This is a genomic window from Pseudomonas sp. GL93 (assembly GCF_003408955.1).
Lineage (GTDB): Bacteria > Pseudomonadota > Gammaproteobacteria > Pseudomonadales > Pseudomonadaceae > Aquipseudomonas > Aquipseudomonas paracarnis.
Genome location: NZ_NKRF01000093.1, coordinates 22193 through 36474, shown reverse-complemented (window position 1 = coordinate 36474; position 14282 = coordinate 22193). Strand labels below are relative to the sequence as shown.

14 protein-coding genes and 4 pseudogenes are annotated in these 14282 nt (G+C 59.7%); 12 read left to right on the top strand and 6 right to left on the bottom strand.

All coding sequences use genetic code 11. The features are described from left to right. From CER19_RS21430 to CER19_RS21420, 3 genes and pseudogenes are all read left to right on the top strand, one after another. A pseudogene (locus CER19_RS21430) lies at positions 1-133 on the top strand (ribonucleotide-diphosphate reductase subunit beta); the annotation flags it as partial. Between the two features lie 66 nt (positions 134-199). After that, positions 200-418, top strand: a pseudogene (locus tag CER19_RS21425) (HNH endonuclease); the annotation flags it as partial. 27 nt (positions 419-445) lie between these two features. Next, positions 446-1093, top strand: coding sequence for an HAD-IB family hydrolase (locus CER19_RS21420; protein ID WP_116667887.1), 648 nt, complete (start codon positions 446-448; stop codon positions 1091-1093). Positions 1094-1185: 92 nt separating this feature from the next. On the opposite strand, the pseudogene CER19_RS21415 reads toward CER19_RS21420, so the two are convergent. Next, positions 1186-1638, bottom strand: a pseudogene (locus CER19_RS21415) (substrate-binding domain-containing protein); the annotation flags it as partial. On the opposite strand from CER19_RS21415, the pseudogene CER19_RS29170 reads away from it, so the two are divergent. The 3 genes and pseudogenes from CER19_RS29170 to CER19_RS21400 all read left to right on the top strand — a co-directional run. Further along, a pseudogene (locus CER19_RS29170) lies at positions 1628-1759 on the top strand (MFS transporter); the annotation flags it as partial. The pseudogenes CER19_RS21415 and CER19_RS29170 sit on opposite strands and share 11 nt — an antisense overlap. A gap of 54 nt (positions 1760-1813) precedes the next feature. Next, entirely contained in the window at positions 1814-2764 is a 951-nt protein-coding gene (locus CER19_RS21405; RefSeq protein WP_116667886.1) for a hypothetical protein, read from the top strand. A gap of 90 nt (positions 2765-2854) precedes the next feature. After that, complete coding sequence (locus CER19_RS21400; protein WP_116667885.1) at positions 2855-3235, top strand: helix-turn-helix transcriptional regulator; 381 nt, start codon at positions 2855-2857, stop codon at positions 3233-3235. Positions 3236-3298: 63 nt separating this feature from the next. Here the strand turns inward: CER19_RS21400 and CER19_RS21395 are convergent, their stop codons facing one another. The 3 genes from CER19_RS21395 to CER19_RS21385 form a co-directional block, all read right to left on the bottom strand. Further along, positions 3299-4834: an amidase family protein gene (locus CER19_RS21395; protein ID WP_256660513.1), complete on the bottom strand. Its 1536-nt coding sequence runs from the start codon at positions 4832-4834 to the stop codon at positions 3299-3301. Between the two features lie 139 nt (positions 4835-4973). After that, positions 4974-5594 carry a hypothetical protein gene (locus tag CER19_RS21390; protein WP_305955563.1) on the bottom strand — a complete coding sequence of 207 codons (621 nt, stop codon included), beginning with the start codon at positions 5592-5594 and terminating at the stop codon, positions 4974-4976. Between the two features lie 182 nt (positions 5595-5776). Further along, a complete protein-coding gene (locus CER19_RS21385) occupies positions 5777-6835 on the bottom strand; it encodes an MBL fold metallo-hydrolase (RefSeq protein WP_116667883.1) in 1059 nt (352 codons plus the stop codon). A gap of 122 nt (positions 6836-6957) precedes the next feature. Here CER19_RS21385 and CER19_RS21380 point away from each other — a divergent pair, with 122 nt between their 5' ends. The 3 genes from CER19_RS21380 (at position 6958) to CER19_RS21370 (ending at position 10414) form a co-directional block, all read left to right on the top strand. After that, positions 6958-7587 (top strand): TetR/AcrR family transcriptional regulator, encoded by a 630-nt coding sequence (locus CER19_RS21380; RefSeq protein ID WP_116667882.1) that lies wholly within the window; start codon positions 6958-6960, stop codon positions 7585-7587. A gap of 186 nt (positions 7588-7773) precedes the next feature. Then, a complete protein-coding gene (locus CER19_RS21375) occupies positions 7774-8832 on the top strand; it encodes a diguanylate cyclase (RefSeq protein WP_116667881.1) in 1059 nt (352 codons plus the stop codon). A gap of 262 nt (positions 8833-9094) precedes the next feature. Continuing rightward, positions 9095-10414, top strand: a complete 1320-nt coding sequence (locus CER19_RS21370; protein WP_116667888.1) for a PAS domain-containing methyl-accepting chemotaxis protein — start codon at positions 9095-9097, stop codon at positions 10412-10414. Positions 10415-10438: 24 nt separating this feature from the next. Here the strand turns inward: CER19_RS21370 and CER19_RS21365 are convergent, their stop codons facing one another. Continuing rightward, positions 10439-11323, bottom strand: a complete 885-nt coding sequence (locus CER19_RS21365) for a LysR family transcriptional regulator (protein WP_116667880.1) — start codon at positions 11321-11323, stop codon at positions 10439-10441. 80 nt (positions 11324-11403) lie between these two features. Here CER19_RS21365 and CER19_RS21360 point away from each other — a divergent pair, with 80 nt between their 5' ends. Both CER19_RS21360 and CER19_RS21355 read left to right on the top strand, forming a co-directional pair. Next, a complete protein-coding gene (locus CER19_RS21360) occupies positions 11404-12111 on the top strand; it encodes a CTP synthase (RefSeq protein ID WP_116667879.1) in 708 nt (235 codons plus the stop codon). After that, on the top strand, positions 12108-12428 hold the full coding sequence (locus CER19_RS21355) for an antibiotic biosynthesis monooxygenase (RefSeq protein ID WP_116667878.1): 321 nt from the start codon (positions 12108-12110) through the stop codon (positions 12426-12428). Before CER19_RS21360 ends, CER19_RS21355 begins: the two co-directional genes overlap by 4 nt. 133 nt (positions 12429-12561) lie before the next feature. On the opposite strand, the gene CER19_RS21350 is transcribed toward CER19_RS21355, so the two are convergent. Beyond that, a complete protein-coding gene (locus tag CER19_RS21350) occupies positions 12562-12885 on the bottom strand; it encodes a DUF2025 family protein (protein WP_032895610.1) in 324 nt (107 codons plus the stop codon). Positions 12886-13117: 232 nt separating this feature from the next. On the opposite strand from CER19_RS21350, the gene CER19_RS21345 reads away from it, so the two are divergent. After that, the gene (locus CER19_RS21345; RefSeq protein WP_116667877.1) at positions 13118-14245 is read left to right on the top strand and encodes a glycerophosphodiester phosphodiesterase; all 1128 of its coding nucleotides are present in this window, start codon (positions 13118-13120) and stop codon (positions 14243-14245) included. Positions 14246-14282: the final 37 nt, after the last annotated feature.

The following is a 14282-nucleotide window of genomic DNA, read 5'->3' as shown; positions in this document are numbered from 1 at the left end:
GAAGGAAGAGTACCCAGGCACCACCAACCCGTTCCCGTGGATGAGCGAGATCATGGACTTGAAGAAAGAGAAAAACTTCTTCGAGACCCGTGTGATCGAATACCAGACCGGCGGCGCGCTGAGCTGGGATTGATCCGGACTAAGCACTAAAGGAAGCCCTGGCATGTTCAGGGCTTTTTTTCGTCGGTAAAAAAGGAATTTGCCATTTCTTGAAGTACATCACCTCAAGCACCTGGCCCGGAAGGGTTCGGATCGCACCCCCAATGCTGTAGCCTTGTGCCCCAATTGCCATCAGCGTTGTCACAGGTCAAGTGCTCGGGAAGCTCTTACCGAAGAGCTTTACGCCAAGATCGGAAGATTGGCACGGGAGCAGACTCCTGCTGTCACAGCTGATGCCCGCTTAAAAACTATTAGATAGGACCGAGGCCAACCCGTGAACCCAGACATGCTCGAAGCCGGCCCCGCAGACGCCAAAGTACTTTCCGTCTTTGACTTCGACGGCACCCTCACCCACCACGACAGTTTCGTGCCCTTCCTCAAGTTTGCCTTCGGCACCGGTGAGTTTTATGGCCGGATGGTCAAGCTGGCGGCGCCGGGGCTGCGGTTTTTGGTGCGGCAGATCAGCCGGGATGAGTTGAAGGCGCAGTTGATTCGCACCTTTATGACCGGGGTGGAGAAGGCTTGGGTTGAGCAGCAAGCGCAGGAATATTGCCAGGCGCGCTGGAGCAAGCTGATGCGCCCAAGCGGGTTGCAGTCGGTGGCGGATGAGGTGAAGTCCGGGGCGGTGGTGACGCTGTGTTCGGCGTCGCCGGCGTTGGTGTTGCAGCCGTTTGCCGATCGGCTTGGCATTCGTTTGATCGGCACTGAGCTTGAGGTGGTGGATGGGGTGCTGACCGGCAAACTCACCGGGAATAATTGCCGTTGTGAGAACAAGGTGCTGCGGCTTGAGGCGGTGTATGGGGACCTGGGGGAGTATCGGCTCAGGGCCTGGGGCGATACGCGTGGGGATCGGGAGTTGCTGGCGGCGGCGCAGGATGCGCATTTTCGGCACTTTCATGCGAAGAAGAAAAAGCGCGCTCGGTTGCAGCGGTGATGCGGGTGGGTGGGGTTGGCGGGTGAACCGAGGCGATCCCATCGCAGCCTCGCTGGGGCTCGACAGCTCCCACATTTGAGCTTTGTTGAGGCTTAGGCCTGCGTCTTCAGGTCTACACCCAGTGCTGTTGCGAAGGCTTTTACCATCGGGCTTCTCGGCGCGTTGTGGCGCAGGATCAGGTTGAAGGCGGTGCTCAGGTGAACCTGCTCTGGGCACAGTGCGCGCAGGCGCCCTTCCCTTACCAGTGGCGTGGCGTAGTGTTCTGGCAGAAAGCCCAGGAAGCGGCCGGTGAGTATCAGGATGGCAACGGCTTCCACTTGTGAAGCCGAGGCGGACTGGCTGTCGTGGTTGACGAAGTTGGCTTTGTCGCGATGGATCGCATACCGATGGTTCACCACCTCGTATTGGCGAAGGGTGTCGGGGGGGATGTCGCTTGCAGTGAACAGCGGATGCCCTACGGCGCAGTAGGCGTGGGCCTTTTCTTCGTAGAGCAGGAAGTAGTCGAATTCTTCACGGCGTTGGTACACCGGGACGAGCCCGGTGATTTGTGGCTACCTGCTGATCAATGCTGCGCCCACCAGCATGTTCTTTGCCTTGGCCGCACTCACGGCCATGGGCGGCACCCTGTGTTTCTTGAGCGGGCGACGCGTGGCAGGTTCTTGCTGATATTTACGCTAGATCCGGCTATTAATAGCCAAACCTCTGACGGACCCGAGCCCTATGAAATTCGACACGGCCTACAGCCTGAGTCTCGACGACAAGCTGTCGATCTATGACGTGCGAGACCTGAATTTCGACGAAACCACCGTCTTCGATTCCGACAAGGACAGCTTCCTGTGCCCCAACGACGCCTGCCGCGCGGCGTTCGATAGCACCAATGCGTTGAGCACTTTCAACGCCAAGAACGTCAACTACCAGCGCACGCCACACTTCAAGAACAAACCCGGCACGCGGCATATCGACGGCTGCCGCTATGCCGGCAGCCATAAACCTGCGACGGGTGAAAGTGACGACGAGCGTGAGGAAAATTTCCCATCGGAATTTGTGCTGACACGGCGACTGTACGAGCCTAAAACGCCGGTAATCGGCACCGATGAAAGCGTCCTGCAGGAACCGACGAAAGCGCCTGCGAACCGCGCTACGACATCCTCTGGCAGCAATGACACAACCCCGGACAAAACCAGCGTGTTCGCACACCCGGTGGAGTGCTACGTGTCCAACATCGATGACAAGGACAAGCTCAAGGCCATGCCTTTGAAGATCGGTGAGCACAGCGCGACCTACTGGGCATTCTTCAAGAAGATCGAATACCTGCAAGACAACCAGGGCTTGATTTACTGGGGCAAGATCAAGACCATCAAAGACTACACCAGCAGCTTTCGCATCGATTTCGAAAAGAAGGTGTGGCTCGACAAGAAGCCTTATTCGGTGAACGTCTACCTGAGCAAAAAGCTCATCGAAAACTACCGCAAGCGCACGGCATTCCTGGAGCAGATCAAGGCGGCGGCCAGCAGTGAACGGCCCCTGTATTGCTTTTTCTATGGGGTCACACCGCAGCTTGTGCAGGTACCCAGCCAGAAAAACCCCGAGCAGACGTTCGGGGTATTCAGCGCCAGGATCGAGAACCTGGATCACCTGATTATTCGCGAGGCGCCGGGGCTGGAATCATAAGGGGTTGCAACACCAGTGGATGAGCGGTAGAAACAACTGTACAAAAACACAGTATAGTTGCACCTCCCCTGTCGAACCTGGAGAAACCCCATGTCCTCTCTGGCAATGAGTTCTTTCGTAGAACAACAGATCGTCCTGCATCAATTCACCGCCAAACACTGCGCGCAGGCGCGCGTCATGCTGGGCTGGAGCCGCGAAGAGCTGGCTCGCCAGGCTAGCGTGGCAGTGCAGGCAATCGAGAAATTGGAAGGCCACGGCGACGTGGACGATGAAACCCGTTTGATCCTGGCGTTTCGCCTGGAGGCCGAAGGGCTGGTGTTTTTCCCGGGGTTCGCACCGGGGTGGGGGATGAGTGCGCGCCGGTTTGATACCGCAGCGGCGCAGCCTTCTGCGCAAGGCCTCATCTCTCGGTTGATGGGTTCCACCACCGCAACCATTGACTCACCTACGCCTCAAGCGAATGGTGCGTAGAGTCCAGGTGTATCACCGGGCACAACCTCTGCGCGGTAGTGGCCAGCAGAGGCTGATTCAAGCTCAAATGCCAATAGCCTCAACCGCGTCGTCTGTACTGGCAGGTGTCGGTGTTAAGGGTGCACCTGGGAGAAAAGCCGGTTTTTGAATGGCCTGCGAGGCTTGTTCATAACCATGGGCGACTGACAGCAAGGTGGCTTCACTGTTTCCGGAGCCATACACGTAAATTGCCGTGGGCATGCCCTCATCATCCATGCCAGACGGAACGGATATACCGGGGTACCCGGCGGCCGCACTGTAGAAATAATTGTGGGTCAGAAAGTTCGACACCATGGCGTCGAGCTTGTGCTCCTTCAGGGGGTCATCAATGGTCTTCTGAAATACAGGAAGGATGGCTTCCCACAGTGCCTCGCGCTTTTGCGGGGTGGTCTCCAGCTCATTGATCATTTCCAGCAGTTTCTGGTCAGGTTCATCAGGTTTCTGCGTGCGTTTGATAAAAGCAATCAGCTCAGAAAGTGACTTGACAGGCAAACCTTCCCGCCCAGCCAAATAGTCTTCCAGTTGTTGCTTGACCTCCGAGAACAGCGCCTCGTTATAACCCTCATAGGCTTCATCGGGGACACCGGCGTCCAAACGCTCCACAGGCACCAGAATCGCCCCTTGGGCCTTCATCACTTCGAGCGCCGCCTCATAGTGCTTGCGGTCTGCGCGCTTGGCCGGGTCTTTGGCCTCCTCTGCGGACAATTCAGGCAAAGGGGTGTAGCCAATTCGCTTACCCTTCAAGGCATCAGCGTGCAGGCCCTCGGTGTAGACGTTGGTCTCGGTCATTGCATTGAGCGCTTCTGCCGCGTCACAGATATTGCGGGTGAAGGTCCCCACCGCATCCATGCGGGTGCTGGTCATGACGCCTTCGGTACTGACCAGGCCCGTCGTTGTTTTCAGGCCAAACACACCGTTGTAGGCTGCGGGGCTGATGATCGATCCGTTGGTTTCCAACCCCAATGCCACGGGCACATGCCCCTGGGCGACCGCCACGGCCGAACCTGAACTGGAGCCTGCCACTGGCCCTCCGAGTCGATGTGGGTTCAACGTCTGGCCACCTCGGGAGCTCCAGCCATCCGCCGATTTGAGTGAGCGAAAGTTGGACAGCTCACTCATATTGGTTTTGCCTACAATTACCACGCCGGCTTTCAGCAAATTGTCGACGACCTTGGCATTCCGGGCGGCAGGCGCGCCCACCAACGCCTTGGAGCCTGCACTGGTCTGCATACGGTCATTGGTTTCAAAGACATCCTTCAACGCTATCGGCACGCCATGCAAATGCCCGCGCACACGGCCATTGGCACGTTCCTGATCGCGAGCCTTCGCCTCACTGAGGGCATCCGGATTGGTTTCCAAAAAAGCATTGCCGCCCTGGAGCCCACGATCAATATTGGCAATTTGCTTGAGCGAGTCCTTCAACAGTGACTCTGAAGTGACGCCGCCTCCTTGGGCCATCTCCACTGACATCTGGCAGGCACTCTTGAAACCTTGCACTGGGTTTGAAAGCTCCTGAAGCAGGCCTGTCGCCCATCCACCTGCCGAAACTGGTCCGATCATGAAGTGCCCCTCTGTTTGACTGAGTGTGAGCTATCGGTCGATAGCACCGCACCAGTCTAAGAGCCGACAACCCACCACTATTTCAGGCGAATCCTGCCGCCGCGTCCTACCCTTCCCAGCCAGGTGTAGGCACCAATACCTACGGCCGCAGCACGCGGTAAGCTCGTACCAGCGCCCCCAAGCGATCACCCGCCCAGCGCGCACCGTAAAACCAGACCTTGGAGCCGTCTTCCAGGGTTTCACACATACTGGGGTAGCCGCTTTTACAGGCGTGATGAAAGGCGGCTTCGGGATCCTCTGACACCAAGGCATCAAGGCGAAGACCTACCACCAGCTCGTCGATTTCATGACAAGCCTGCTGACAATCACCGCTGCGCTGCATATCCACTGCCACGCATTGCGCACCAGCCTGGCGCAGGGTGTCGAAGACTCGGTTCAAGGCCGCACTGCGTTCGACCCGTTCAACCTGCTTGCCCTGCACATAATGCTCGGCATAGCCGATACGATATCCCGTCAGCGCCAGCAAGGCGGTGAAGGTGGTGTTATTCAATACCAGCGGTACCTCCACCATCACCGGTTCGGTAGGGTCAACGCCGCTGATGGCGATCAGCGATAGCGCGGGATCGCGCACCGGCCGTATATGGGGAGCCAGGGCGTTATACCCAGGTATGGGCGTGGCGCCGGCACGTTGCTCGGTGCCAAAGACAATAGAAGGGGGAGCGGCACCGGGGGGTGAAGCGGGAACGTCGACGGCGTTCATTAGCGATGGCAGCGGTTGAGCTGACGCACACGGCAAACCCATCTTCCAAAGTTTCTTACAATGGCTGTCCATCGACACATCCTCCCGGAGATAAAATTCCCGGGGGATCATCGCACTCTCCTTTGACGTTTGTCGCAGGGCTGAAACCCGCTGAAAAGCTCTTTTCCAAACGGGCCTTTGGCTCAGCCTGCTGCGTGTTCGTTGACCGGTTGAGGTTCCACTTCCAGCCACCAGGCATGCCCGCGCTCAGGCTGGTTCAAGCGAAATGCCTGGCCCATTGCCGGAGTGGTGATCGAGACATTGCGCTCCCAGGCCAGGGCCATGATGCGGTCGAAGGGTTCGTGCCAGGCGTGGAAGGCCAGATCGAAGGTGCCGTTATGAATCGGCAGCAGCCAACGCCCTTTAAGGTCAATATGCGCCTGCAGTGTCTGCTCCGGCTGCATGTGCACATGGGGCCAATCGACATTGTAAGCGCCGGTTTCCATCAGGGTGAGGTCAAACGGCCCGTATTGCTCGCCGATACGTTTGAAACCGTCGAAATAGCCAGTGTCGCCACTAAAAAAGATACGCCGCGTGTCGTCGATCATCACCCAGGAGCACCACAGGGTCTGGTTGCCATCAAACAGGCCGCGCCCGGAAAAGTGTTGGGCCGGCGTGCAGACAAAACGAATGCCATCGACCTCGGTGCCCTGCCACCATTGCAACTGGCGAATTTTGCTGGCATCTACACCCCATTTGACCAGTGTGTCGCCCACGCCCAGGGGCGCCAGGAAGTAGCGGGTCTTTTCGGCCAATTGGACCACCGCTTTGCGGTCAAGATGGTCGTAATGATTGTGGGAAAGGATCACCGCTTCCAGCGCTGGCAGCTCATCAAGACTGATGGGCGGCTGATGAAAACGCTTGGGGCCGGCCCAACTGAATGGCGAGGCGCGTTCGGCAAACACCGGGTCGGTGACCCAGAATTTACCGCGCATTTTCAGCAGCACGGTTGAATGGCCGAGGCGATACACGCTGTGATCAGGGGCGGCCAATAACTGCTCGCGGGTCAGTGGCTGTACCGGAATCTGCCCCACCGGCCGTGTCGTGCGCGGCTTGTTGAACAGCATGTTCCAGAAAATACGCAGGGTCTTGCCCAAGCCACCGTGCTGCACCGGGGTGTCGTTGCTGAAGTGCCCCAGGCCCTGCTCGGCAGGCTTGGGCCCCGAGGGCGCAGGGTCGAGACGGGTTGAAATCGTAGCCATGACAAAGTGACTCCTGCGGTCCGCTCAAGTATTACACTGCACAGTGTAGTTTCTAGATTGCAACAAAATCCGGAGCAAGTAAACTGCCCGGTGTAATTTCATTGTTGAGTCGAATGCCTTCCATGACTGCCCCCAAACGCCTCACCGAGCGTAAACGCGAAGCCATCGTGGCTGCGGCGATTGCCGAATTTCGCGAGCACGGCTTCGAGGTCACCAGCATGGACAAAATCGCCGCCAGCGCTGGCGTTTCCAAGCGCACGGTGTACAACCACTTCCCCAGCAAGGAAGAACTGTTTGCCGAGATCCTCCACCAACTGTGGGCCAGCAGCGTTGCCCAACTGGACGTGATCTACACCAGCGACCGCCCACTGCGCGACCAACTGCGCACGTTGCTGGAAGCGAAAATGCAGATGATGTCGGATGCCAACTTCCTCGACCTGGCACGCGTGGCCATTGCTGCCACCATCCATTCGCCGGAGCGCGCGCAAGACATGGTCAACCGCCTCAGTGCGCGGGAAGAAGGCTTTACCCAATGGGTGCGCGCCGCCCAGGAAGACGGCCGCCTCACCTGCACCGATCCGGCGTTCGCCGCCCACCAGATCCAAAGCCTGCTCAAGGCCTTTGCATTCTGGCCGCAAATCACCCTCGGCCAGCCCACCCTCGACCCTGCCGCCCAGGCCCACGTCATCGACTCGGCCATCGACCTGTTCCTCGCCGGTTACGAAACCAGTACGCAACGCACGCCCCAGTAAGCCCTGTTGCAGGAGCGACATTTAAGGTCGTTTCTGGCGTTTTTACCCGCTGTTTTGCGCAAATGGCCTGGAAGGACACTGATTAATCCCACGGGAATAATCGACAATTCACCTTTCTTATCCGACCACCGGCTCTGCCCGCTGACGCGTGCTGTTGCACCCGCAAAAAAGTTGACCCAGGACACTATGGAAAATAGACGAGGCAAAGGGCTTTCATTTGCCAAGCGTATCTACACGCCAAGGATTATCGGCCTGGGTATCGGTAGCATCAGCGTGATCGGGGCCTTGTATCCCTTGTCGATGCCCGGTTGGGTCTGGGCGTTGCTACTGTTCAACGGCATTGCCTGGCCGCATGTGGCGTACCTGATTTCCACCCACTCGCCGTTTCCCTACCAGGCCGAACAACGCAACCTGCTGTATGACTCAGTGCTGGGCGGATTCTGGGCCGCGGCCACTCAGTTTTCGCCACTGACAGCGGTGACTATTCTGTCGATGATGGCCATGAACAACGTCGCAGCCGGTGGCAAACGCCTGTTCCTGCGCGGGTTGCTGGCGCAGGCCGGCGGTGTTGCGGTGGCCTGGGGCCTGTTCGGCGTCAAGTTCGACCCCAGCGTCAGCCTCACCGAGGTCTACACCTGCCTGCCGATGCTGACGCTCTACCCGATGGCCATCGGCATGGTCTGTTACCAGTTGGCGATCAAACTGTCGGAACACAAACGCGCCCTCAGCGCCCTGAGCCGCATCGACAGCCTCACCGGCCTGCTCAACCATGGTTCCTGGAAAGACCTGCTGAACCTCAAGTTTCACAAGTGCCAGCAGCAACACGGCCAAGCGACCATTGCCTTGATCGATATCGACCACTTCAAACACATCAATGACGTTTATGGCCACACTGTCGGTGACGCGGTTCTGCGTCAGTTGAGCCAAGCGCTGCGCGAACACTTGCGCGAAGAAGACCTCGCCGGCCGCTATGGCGGCGATGAGTTCTGTGTGATTCTTCCGAAAATGCCCCTGCAAGCCGCTGCGCAGGTAATGGAGCATCTACGCGAAACCTTCAGTCACTATCGGCATCCGCAGATCCCAGACCTGCGCGTCAGCCTGAGCATTGGCCTGGCGGATTTCCACCCGTCCTTCAAGGACGCGGTCATGTGGCTCGATGCCGCGGATCGCGCGTTGTACACCGCCAAAAACAGCGGCCGCAACCGCGTCAAGATCAGCGAATGCACGGTCGTTCATTCAGCCTGAGTTGTCTGATGACACCTCGTCCGAATCTTGCTCCGCCCACCTGCTGCAATAGCATAATGCCGCCATTGGTCGCCTGGCCAAAATAGTCCTGCCTGATGGGCGAACTTCCAGGCCGATTGATCACTCTGAGACCGTTGTTCTACCCCCTCTGTCAGCATCAGGAAGCTGGCAATGAGCAAGTCAACCGTAAGGCCAGGGGCCCTACGGGGTCAGGCGCAAATACATGGACCCCGCATACGCTTGCATGCCCGAGCCCTCCACCATGCTATTCAACGCTCACAAGAAAACCATCAGTACCCTGCAACACAGCCTTGCCCAACAGACCAGCCTGCTGGACGCCATCGAGCGCTCCATGGCCGTGATCGAATTCGACCTGCAAGGCACCGTGCTGCGCGCCAATGACAACTTCTTCAAGACCATGGGCTACCGCGCCGAACAGATTCTGGGCCAGCCCCATCGGATGTTCTGTACCCCGGCGTTCGCCCGCAGCGCGGACTACAACCAGTTGTGGACGCACCTGCGCAACGGCCAATTCCAGTCGGGCACCTTTGAGCGGGTAGGCGCCAACGGCGCCTCGGTGTGGCTGGAAGCCAGCTATAACCCGGTACGGGATGAAGCGGGGACCGTGATCAAAGTGGTGAAATACGCCATGGACGTCACCCCGCGCCTGCAAGCCGAAAGCGAAGCCAACGCCAAGCTTGCAGCCATCGACCGCGCCATGGCGATGATCGAGTTCAACCTCGACGGCACCATCATTACCGCCAACGGCAATTTCCTGCAGCGCATGGGCTACAGCCTGGCGCAGATTCAGGGCAAGCATCACCGCCTGTTTTGCACGCCAGAGCTGGCCAATAGTGCGGCCTACAGTGAGTTCTGGAAGCGCTTGAACCAGGGCGAGCTGTTCAATGGCCAGTTCGAGCGGGTGGATAAACACGGCCAGGTCGTGTGGCTGGAAGCCAACTACAACCCGGTGTACGACGCCAGCGGGCGCCTGTGCAAAGTGGTGAAGTTCGCCTCGGACGTCACCGCCCGCGTGCTCCAGCATGCCGCCGATGCGCAGAGCGCCGCACAGGCTTACCACCTGTCGTTAAACACCCAGGAGATGGCGGAAAAAGGCGCTGAGGTGATTCAGAAAACCGCCACCGGCATGCGCGACATTGCCGTGGATATCGACACTTCTTCGCAACTGATCGCCAAGCTGGGCGAACGCTCGCAACAGATCACCGCCATCGTCAATACCATTCGCGGCATTGCCGACCAGACCAACTTGCTGGCCCTCAACGCCGCCATCGAAGCCGCCCGCGCCGGCGAGCAGGGCCGTGGCTTTGCCGTGGTGGCCGATGAAGTGCGGCAACTGGCGGCGCGCACCAGCGGCTCCACCGCGGAAATCTCCGGCATGATCGCCATGATCCAGGACGAAACCCGCCAAGCCATCGACAGCATGGACGCCACCCGCGACCGCGCTGCCCAGGGTGTGGAACTGGCCAACCAGGCCGGCACGGTGATCCTGCAGATTCGCGAAGGCACCGGCGAGGCGGTACAAGCGGTCAGCGCATTTGCCAATGAGCGGGGCAATCGCTGACCATTGGCGCTGGCTGTTTGGAGGTTAACTTCGCAGCCAGCGCACATGCCGCCCCAACTCATCAAACAGCGTCACCACCGAGCGCAACGCCCGGCAATCAGGCCGCGTCAACAACCACAGCGCCGTATCGTGCCCTGCCAGCGCAGGGCCCAGCGGTTGCAGACCATCGCCCATCAGAAAATCCGGCAACGCCGCCACGCCCAACCCGGCGCGTACCAGTTCGGTCACCGACTGCATGCTGTTGCACCGATAACGGGGACGCACGCTCGGCAAATGCTCACGGCGCCAGGCGACGGTGGGGTGATCGGGTAAAAAGTCGTCCGGCGCGATCCAGGCCAGGTCGGCCCACTCATGGCCTGCGTGCTGACGAGCATAGTCGGCACTGGCACACACCTGATACGCCACCGCCCCCAGGCAACGTCCGACAAGATGCGCTGGCGGCGTCTTGGTCAGGCGCAAGGCGATATCCGCATCGCGGCGGCTGAGGTTAGCGAAGTCATTGGAGGTGCTCAGTTCCAGGGTCAGCGCCGGGTAGGCCGGCATGAACTGCGCGAGGGCCGACAACAGCAAACCTTGCAACACCGAGTCGGTGCAGGTCAGGCGCACGGTGCCGCTGATGACTTCACCGCCCTGCTCCACGCCAAGGCGCGCCGCCTCCAAGGCCTGTTCGGCACGCTCGGCTTGTTGTGCCAGGTTGCTCGTCAGGCTGGTGGGCAAATACCCGGCACGGCTTTTTTCAAACAGGGTCTGGCCCAGGGCCGCTTCCAGCCGCCGCACCGCACGGAACACCGTGGATACATCCACCCGCAGAAGCGCCGCCGCCCGCGCCAGGGTACCGCCGCGCACCAAGGCCAGGATCAATGACAGGTCGGCGTAGTCGATTTGATAGTGCGTAGCTGCATTGAACATATGGGCAAACGCCAATATTGATTGCGTGAGCGCCAATCTATAGTGGGTATCAACCCACCACAAGCCATGGGACGTACACGATGCCAACCCCCGCGCTGCACCTTGCCCTGATCGGTGACTACAACCCCGATGTGACAGCCCACCAGGCGATTCCCGTAGCCCTGCAACAGGCCGCCGACGCTCTGGGCCTGAGCGTTCAGGCGCAATGGTTCGACACCGACACCCCCACCTGCACCTCTGCCCTGCACGACTTTGACGGCTTCTGGTGCGTGCCCGGCAGCCCCTATCGCGATGTCGACGGCGCCCTGCGGGCGATACGTTTTGCCCGCGAACAAGGTCGCCCTTTCCTCGGTACCTGCGGCGGTTTTCAACATGCCGTGCTGGAATATGCCCGCCATGTGCTCGGCTGGGCCGATGCCCACCACGGCGAATTAATGCCGGATGCTGAACGCGCCGTCATCACGCCGCTGGACTGCTCCCTGGTGGAAGTGAGCGACACCGTGCGCCTGGCCCCGTACACGCGCATTGCCCAGGCCTACGGCAGCCTGGACATCCACGAGGGTTACCGTTGCCGCTACGGCATCAACCCCACCTTCGCCGACGCCCTGCTGGACGCCAACCTGATTCCCACCGGCCGCGATTCGGCGGGCGACCTGCGCGCGGTGGAATTGCTCGACCACCCGTTCTTCGTCGCCACCCTGTTCCAGCCCGAACGCGCCGCGCTCAAGGGCATCACGCCGCCGCTGGCGATTGCGCTGCTCAAGGCCTGCCAGGAGGTATCGGCATGATCGCCAAGACACCCGCCCCACCTTATTACGCGGTGATTTTCAGCTCACTGCGCACCGACGCTGACCTGGGTTATGGCGAGGCCGCCACACGCATGCTGGAACTGGCCAGGCAACAACCGGGGGTTCTTGGGGTGGAATCGGCGCGGGAGGATGGGCTGGGGATCACCGTGTCCTACTGGGCCAGCGAGGCGGCGATCCAGGCCTGGAAACAGCAGGCCGAGCATCGGCAGGTGCGCGAGCAAGGACGGGCCACCTGGTATGCGGCGTTTCACACGCGGGTATGCAAGGTAGAACGGGCCTACACCTTCCCCACTTGAGACACTGATCCCTTGTGGGAGCTGGCTTGCCTGCGATGCGGACACCTCGGTGATGCAGCTGCACCGCATCGATGCCATCGCAGGCAAGCCAGCTCCCACATTTGCTCGTCATCGTTAGCAAAATCGCGGACGCTCAGCTCACCAAACTGCGCAACGCGCTGATCTGCGGGATCTCTACCCGGCGCATATACACTCGCAGCGGCTCGGTGATGTTGATGCGGTCGTCGATATTCTGGTCGAGCAACAACTGCAGGCGCGCTCGGCATAGGGTCATGGTGTGGTCGGCGGCCGGCAGCCAGACGAACTCGGCCGTGGGGATGATGCCGTCGTCGGCCACGTCCATGCCGAATGAGTCTTCGCTGAAACGCACGATGTACTGGCCGGTCTTGCGGTTGAGGCCGACAAAACCCTGGAGTTGGTCGGCGGCCTGGCAGATAAGCTCGGAAGTGATGCGCATGGTAAACCTCACTGAAAAGTCCCACTGGGACTGGAAAGATGGTTTACACGCGTGGCAGAAAATACCACCCTCTGGCGGGGCGGCTACCTGTAAGAATACTGCAACGCCCTGCAAAAAAGTCGACAAAATTGGCCGGTGCGCACGTTAATGTCGGTTTGGTGATAGCGCCGTTCGCAATCAATTGTTAAAAAGGACACCTTCTCAAAGTTACCTCCACGAAAGGACTTCGCATATGCCTGTCACGTTTTCCAAAAGCGCCTTGCTGCTGGCGTTGATGCTCGGCCTTGGCCAGGCACAGGCTGCCGAGCCGGTCAGCCCGGCCGAATTGGCGACAAACGAAGGCATTCCCTACCCTGCCGTGATCGCTCACCGTGGCGCTTCCTACGACGCGCCGGAATCCACCGCCGCTGCCTACAAGGTTGCACGCGACCTGGGCGCCGACTACCTGGAACTGGACCTGCAACGTAGTAAGGACGGCGTGCTGTTCGCCCTGCACGACAACAACCTGCAGCGCACCACCGACGTCGCCACCAAGTTTCCCGAGCGCAAAGACGCACCCGCCAACGAGTTCACCTGGAAAGAGCTGCAAACCCTCGACGCCGGCAGCTGGTTCAACGCCGCCTACCCGGACCGCGCGCGCCCTGGTTTCGTTGGCCTGAAAATCCTGAGCCTGGACGACATCATCAAGATCGCCGAAGGCAACCCCTCGCACAAACCCGGCCTGTACATCGAGACCAAGGAGCCCAAGCAGTTCCCCGGTATCGAAGCCGACCTGAAAAACAAGCTGCTGGACAAGGGCTGGCTGAGCTCCGCCGGCTCTAAGCTGGGCAAGAGCAACACGGGTGTCGGCCAGGGCAAGGGCCGCGTGGTGCTGCAAACCTTCGAAACCGCCAGCCTCAAAGAGCTGCAGAAGGAAATGCCCAACACTCCAAAAATCCTGCTGTTGTGGGTGGGTGAAGGCAGCATCGAGCCCAAATCCAAAGTGACCTTCGCCGAGTCTGGCGAACCCACCAAGGCCGCCTACTACGCCAAGCAAGAGCCTAAAGACGCTGCCGAATTCGAAAAGTGGGTTGATGAAGCCAAAAGCCTCGGCGCCATCGGCACCGGCCCGTCGGCTGAGCTGACCGACCACGGCGACCAGAGCTACACCGACCTGGTGAAGCCTGAAATGAACAAGCTGACCCACGACAAGGGCCTGCTCGTGCATGTGTATACGGTAGATGAGCCGGTGGACTTCGAGAAAGTGATGAAGGCCGGCGTCGATGGCATTTTCACCAACCGCGCCGCCGAACTGCTCAAGTTCTACAAGCGCTGGCCGTCGTCCAGCGTGCAGGATCTGCTCAGCGACCATAAGTACTAAAAGCGTTGGTGTCAGTGAGCCATTAAGGATGAGTTAA

What these genes read in the sequence shown, in the direction of transcription:
- CER19_RS21420 (WP_116667887.1), top strand. Translation starts at nt 446, where the DNA reads ATGCTCGAAGCCGGCCCCGCAGACGCCAAAGTACTTTCCGTCTTTGAC.
- CER19_RS21405 (WP_116667886.1), top strand. Translation starts at nt 1,814, where the DNA reads ATGAAATTCGACACGGCCTACAGCCTGAGTCTCGACGACAAGCTGTCG.
- CER19_RS21400 (WP_116667885.1), top strand. Translation starts at nt 2,855, where the DNA reads ATGTCCTCTCTGGCAATGAGTTCTTTCGTAGAACAACAGATCGTCCTG.
- CER19_RS21395 (WP_256660513.1), bottom strand. Translation starts at nt 4,834, where the DNA reads ATGATCGGACCAGTTTCGGCAGGTGGATGGGCGACAGGCCTGCTTCAG.
- CER19_RS21390 (WP_305955563.1), bottom strand. Translation starts at nt 5,594, where the DNA reads ATGAACGCCGTCGACGTTCCCGCTTCACCCCCCGGTGCCGCTCCCCCT.
- CER19_RS21385 (WP_116667883.1), bottom strand. Translation starts at nt 6,835, where the DNA reads ATGGCTACGATTTCAACCCGTCTCGACCCTGCGCCCTCGGGGCCCAAG.
- CER19_RS21380 (WP_116667882.1), top strand. Translation starts at nt 6,958, where the DNA reads ATGACTGCCCCCAAACGCCTCACCGAGCGTAAACGCGAAGCCATCGTG.
- CER19_RS21375 (WP_116667881.1), top strand. Translation starts at nt 7,774, where the DNA reads ATGGAAAATAGACGAGGCAAAGGGCTTTCATTTGCCAAGCGTATCTAC.
- CER19_RS21370 (WP_116667888.1), top strand. Translation starts at nt 9,095, where the DNA reads ATGCTATTCAACGCTCACAAGAAAACCATCAGTACCCTGCAACACAGC.
- CER19_RS21365 (WP_116667880.1), bottom strand. Translation starts at nt 11,323, where the DNA reads ATGTTCAATGCAGCTACGCACTATCAAATCGACTACGCCGACCTGTCA.
- CER19_RS21360 (WP_116667879.1), top strand. Translation starts at nt 11,404, where the DNA reads ATGCCAACCCCCGCGCTGCACCTTGCCCTGATCGGTGACTACAACCCC.
- CER19_RS21355 (WP_116667878.1), top strand. Translation starts at nt 12,108, where the DNA reads ATGATCGCCAAGACACCCGCCCCACCTTATTACGCGGTGATTTTCAGC.
- CER19_RS21350 (WP_032895610.1), bottom strand. Translation starts at nt 12,885, where the DNA reads ATGCGCATCACTTCCGAGCTTATCTGCCAGGCCGCCGACCAACTCCAG.
- CER19_RS21345 (WP_116667877.1), top strand. Translation starts at nt 13,118, where the DNA reads ATGCCTGTCACGTTTTCCAAAAGCGCCTTGCTGCTGGCGTTGATGCTC.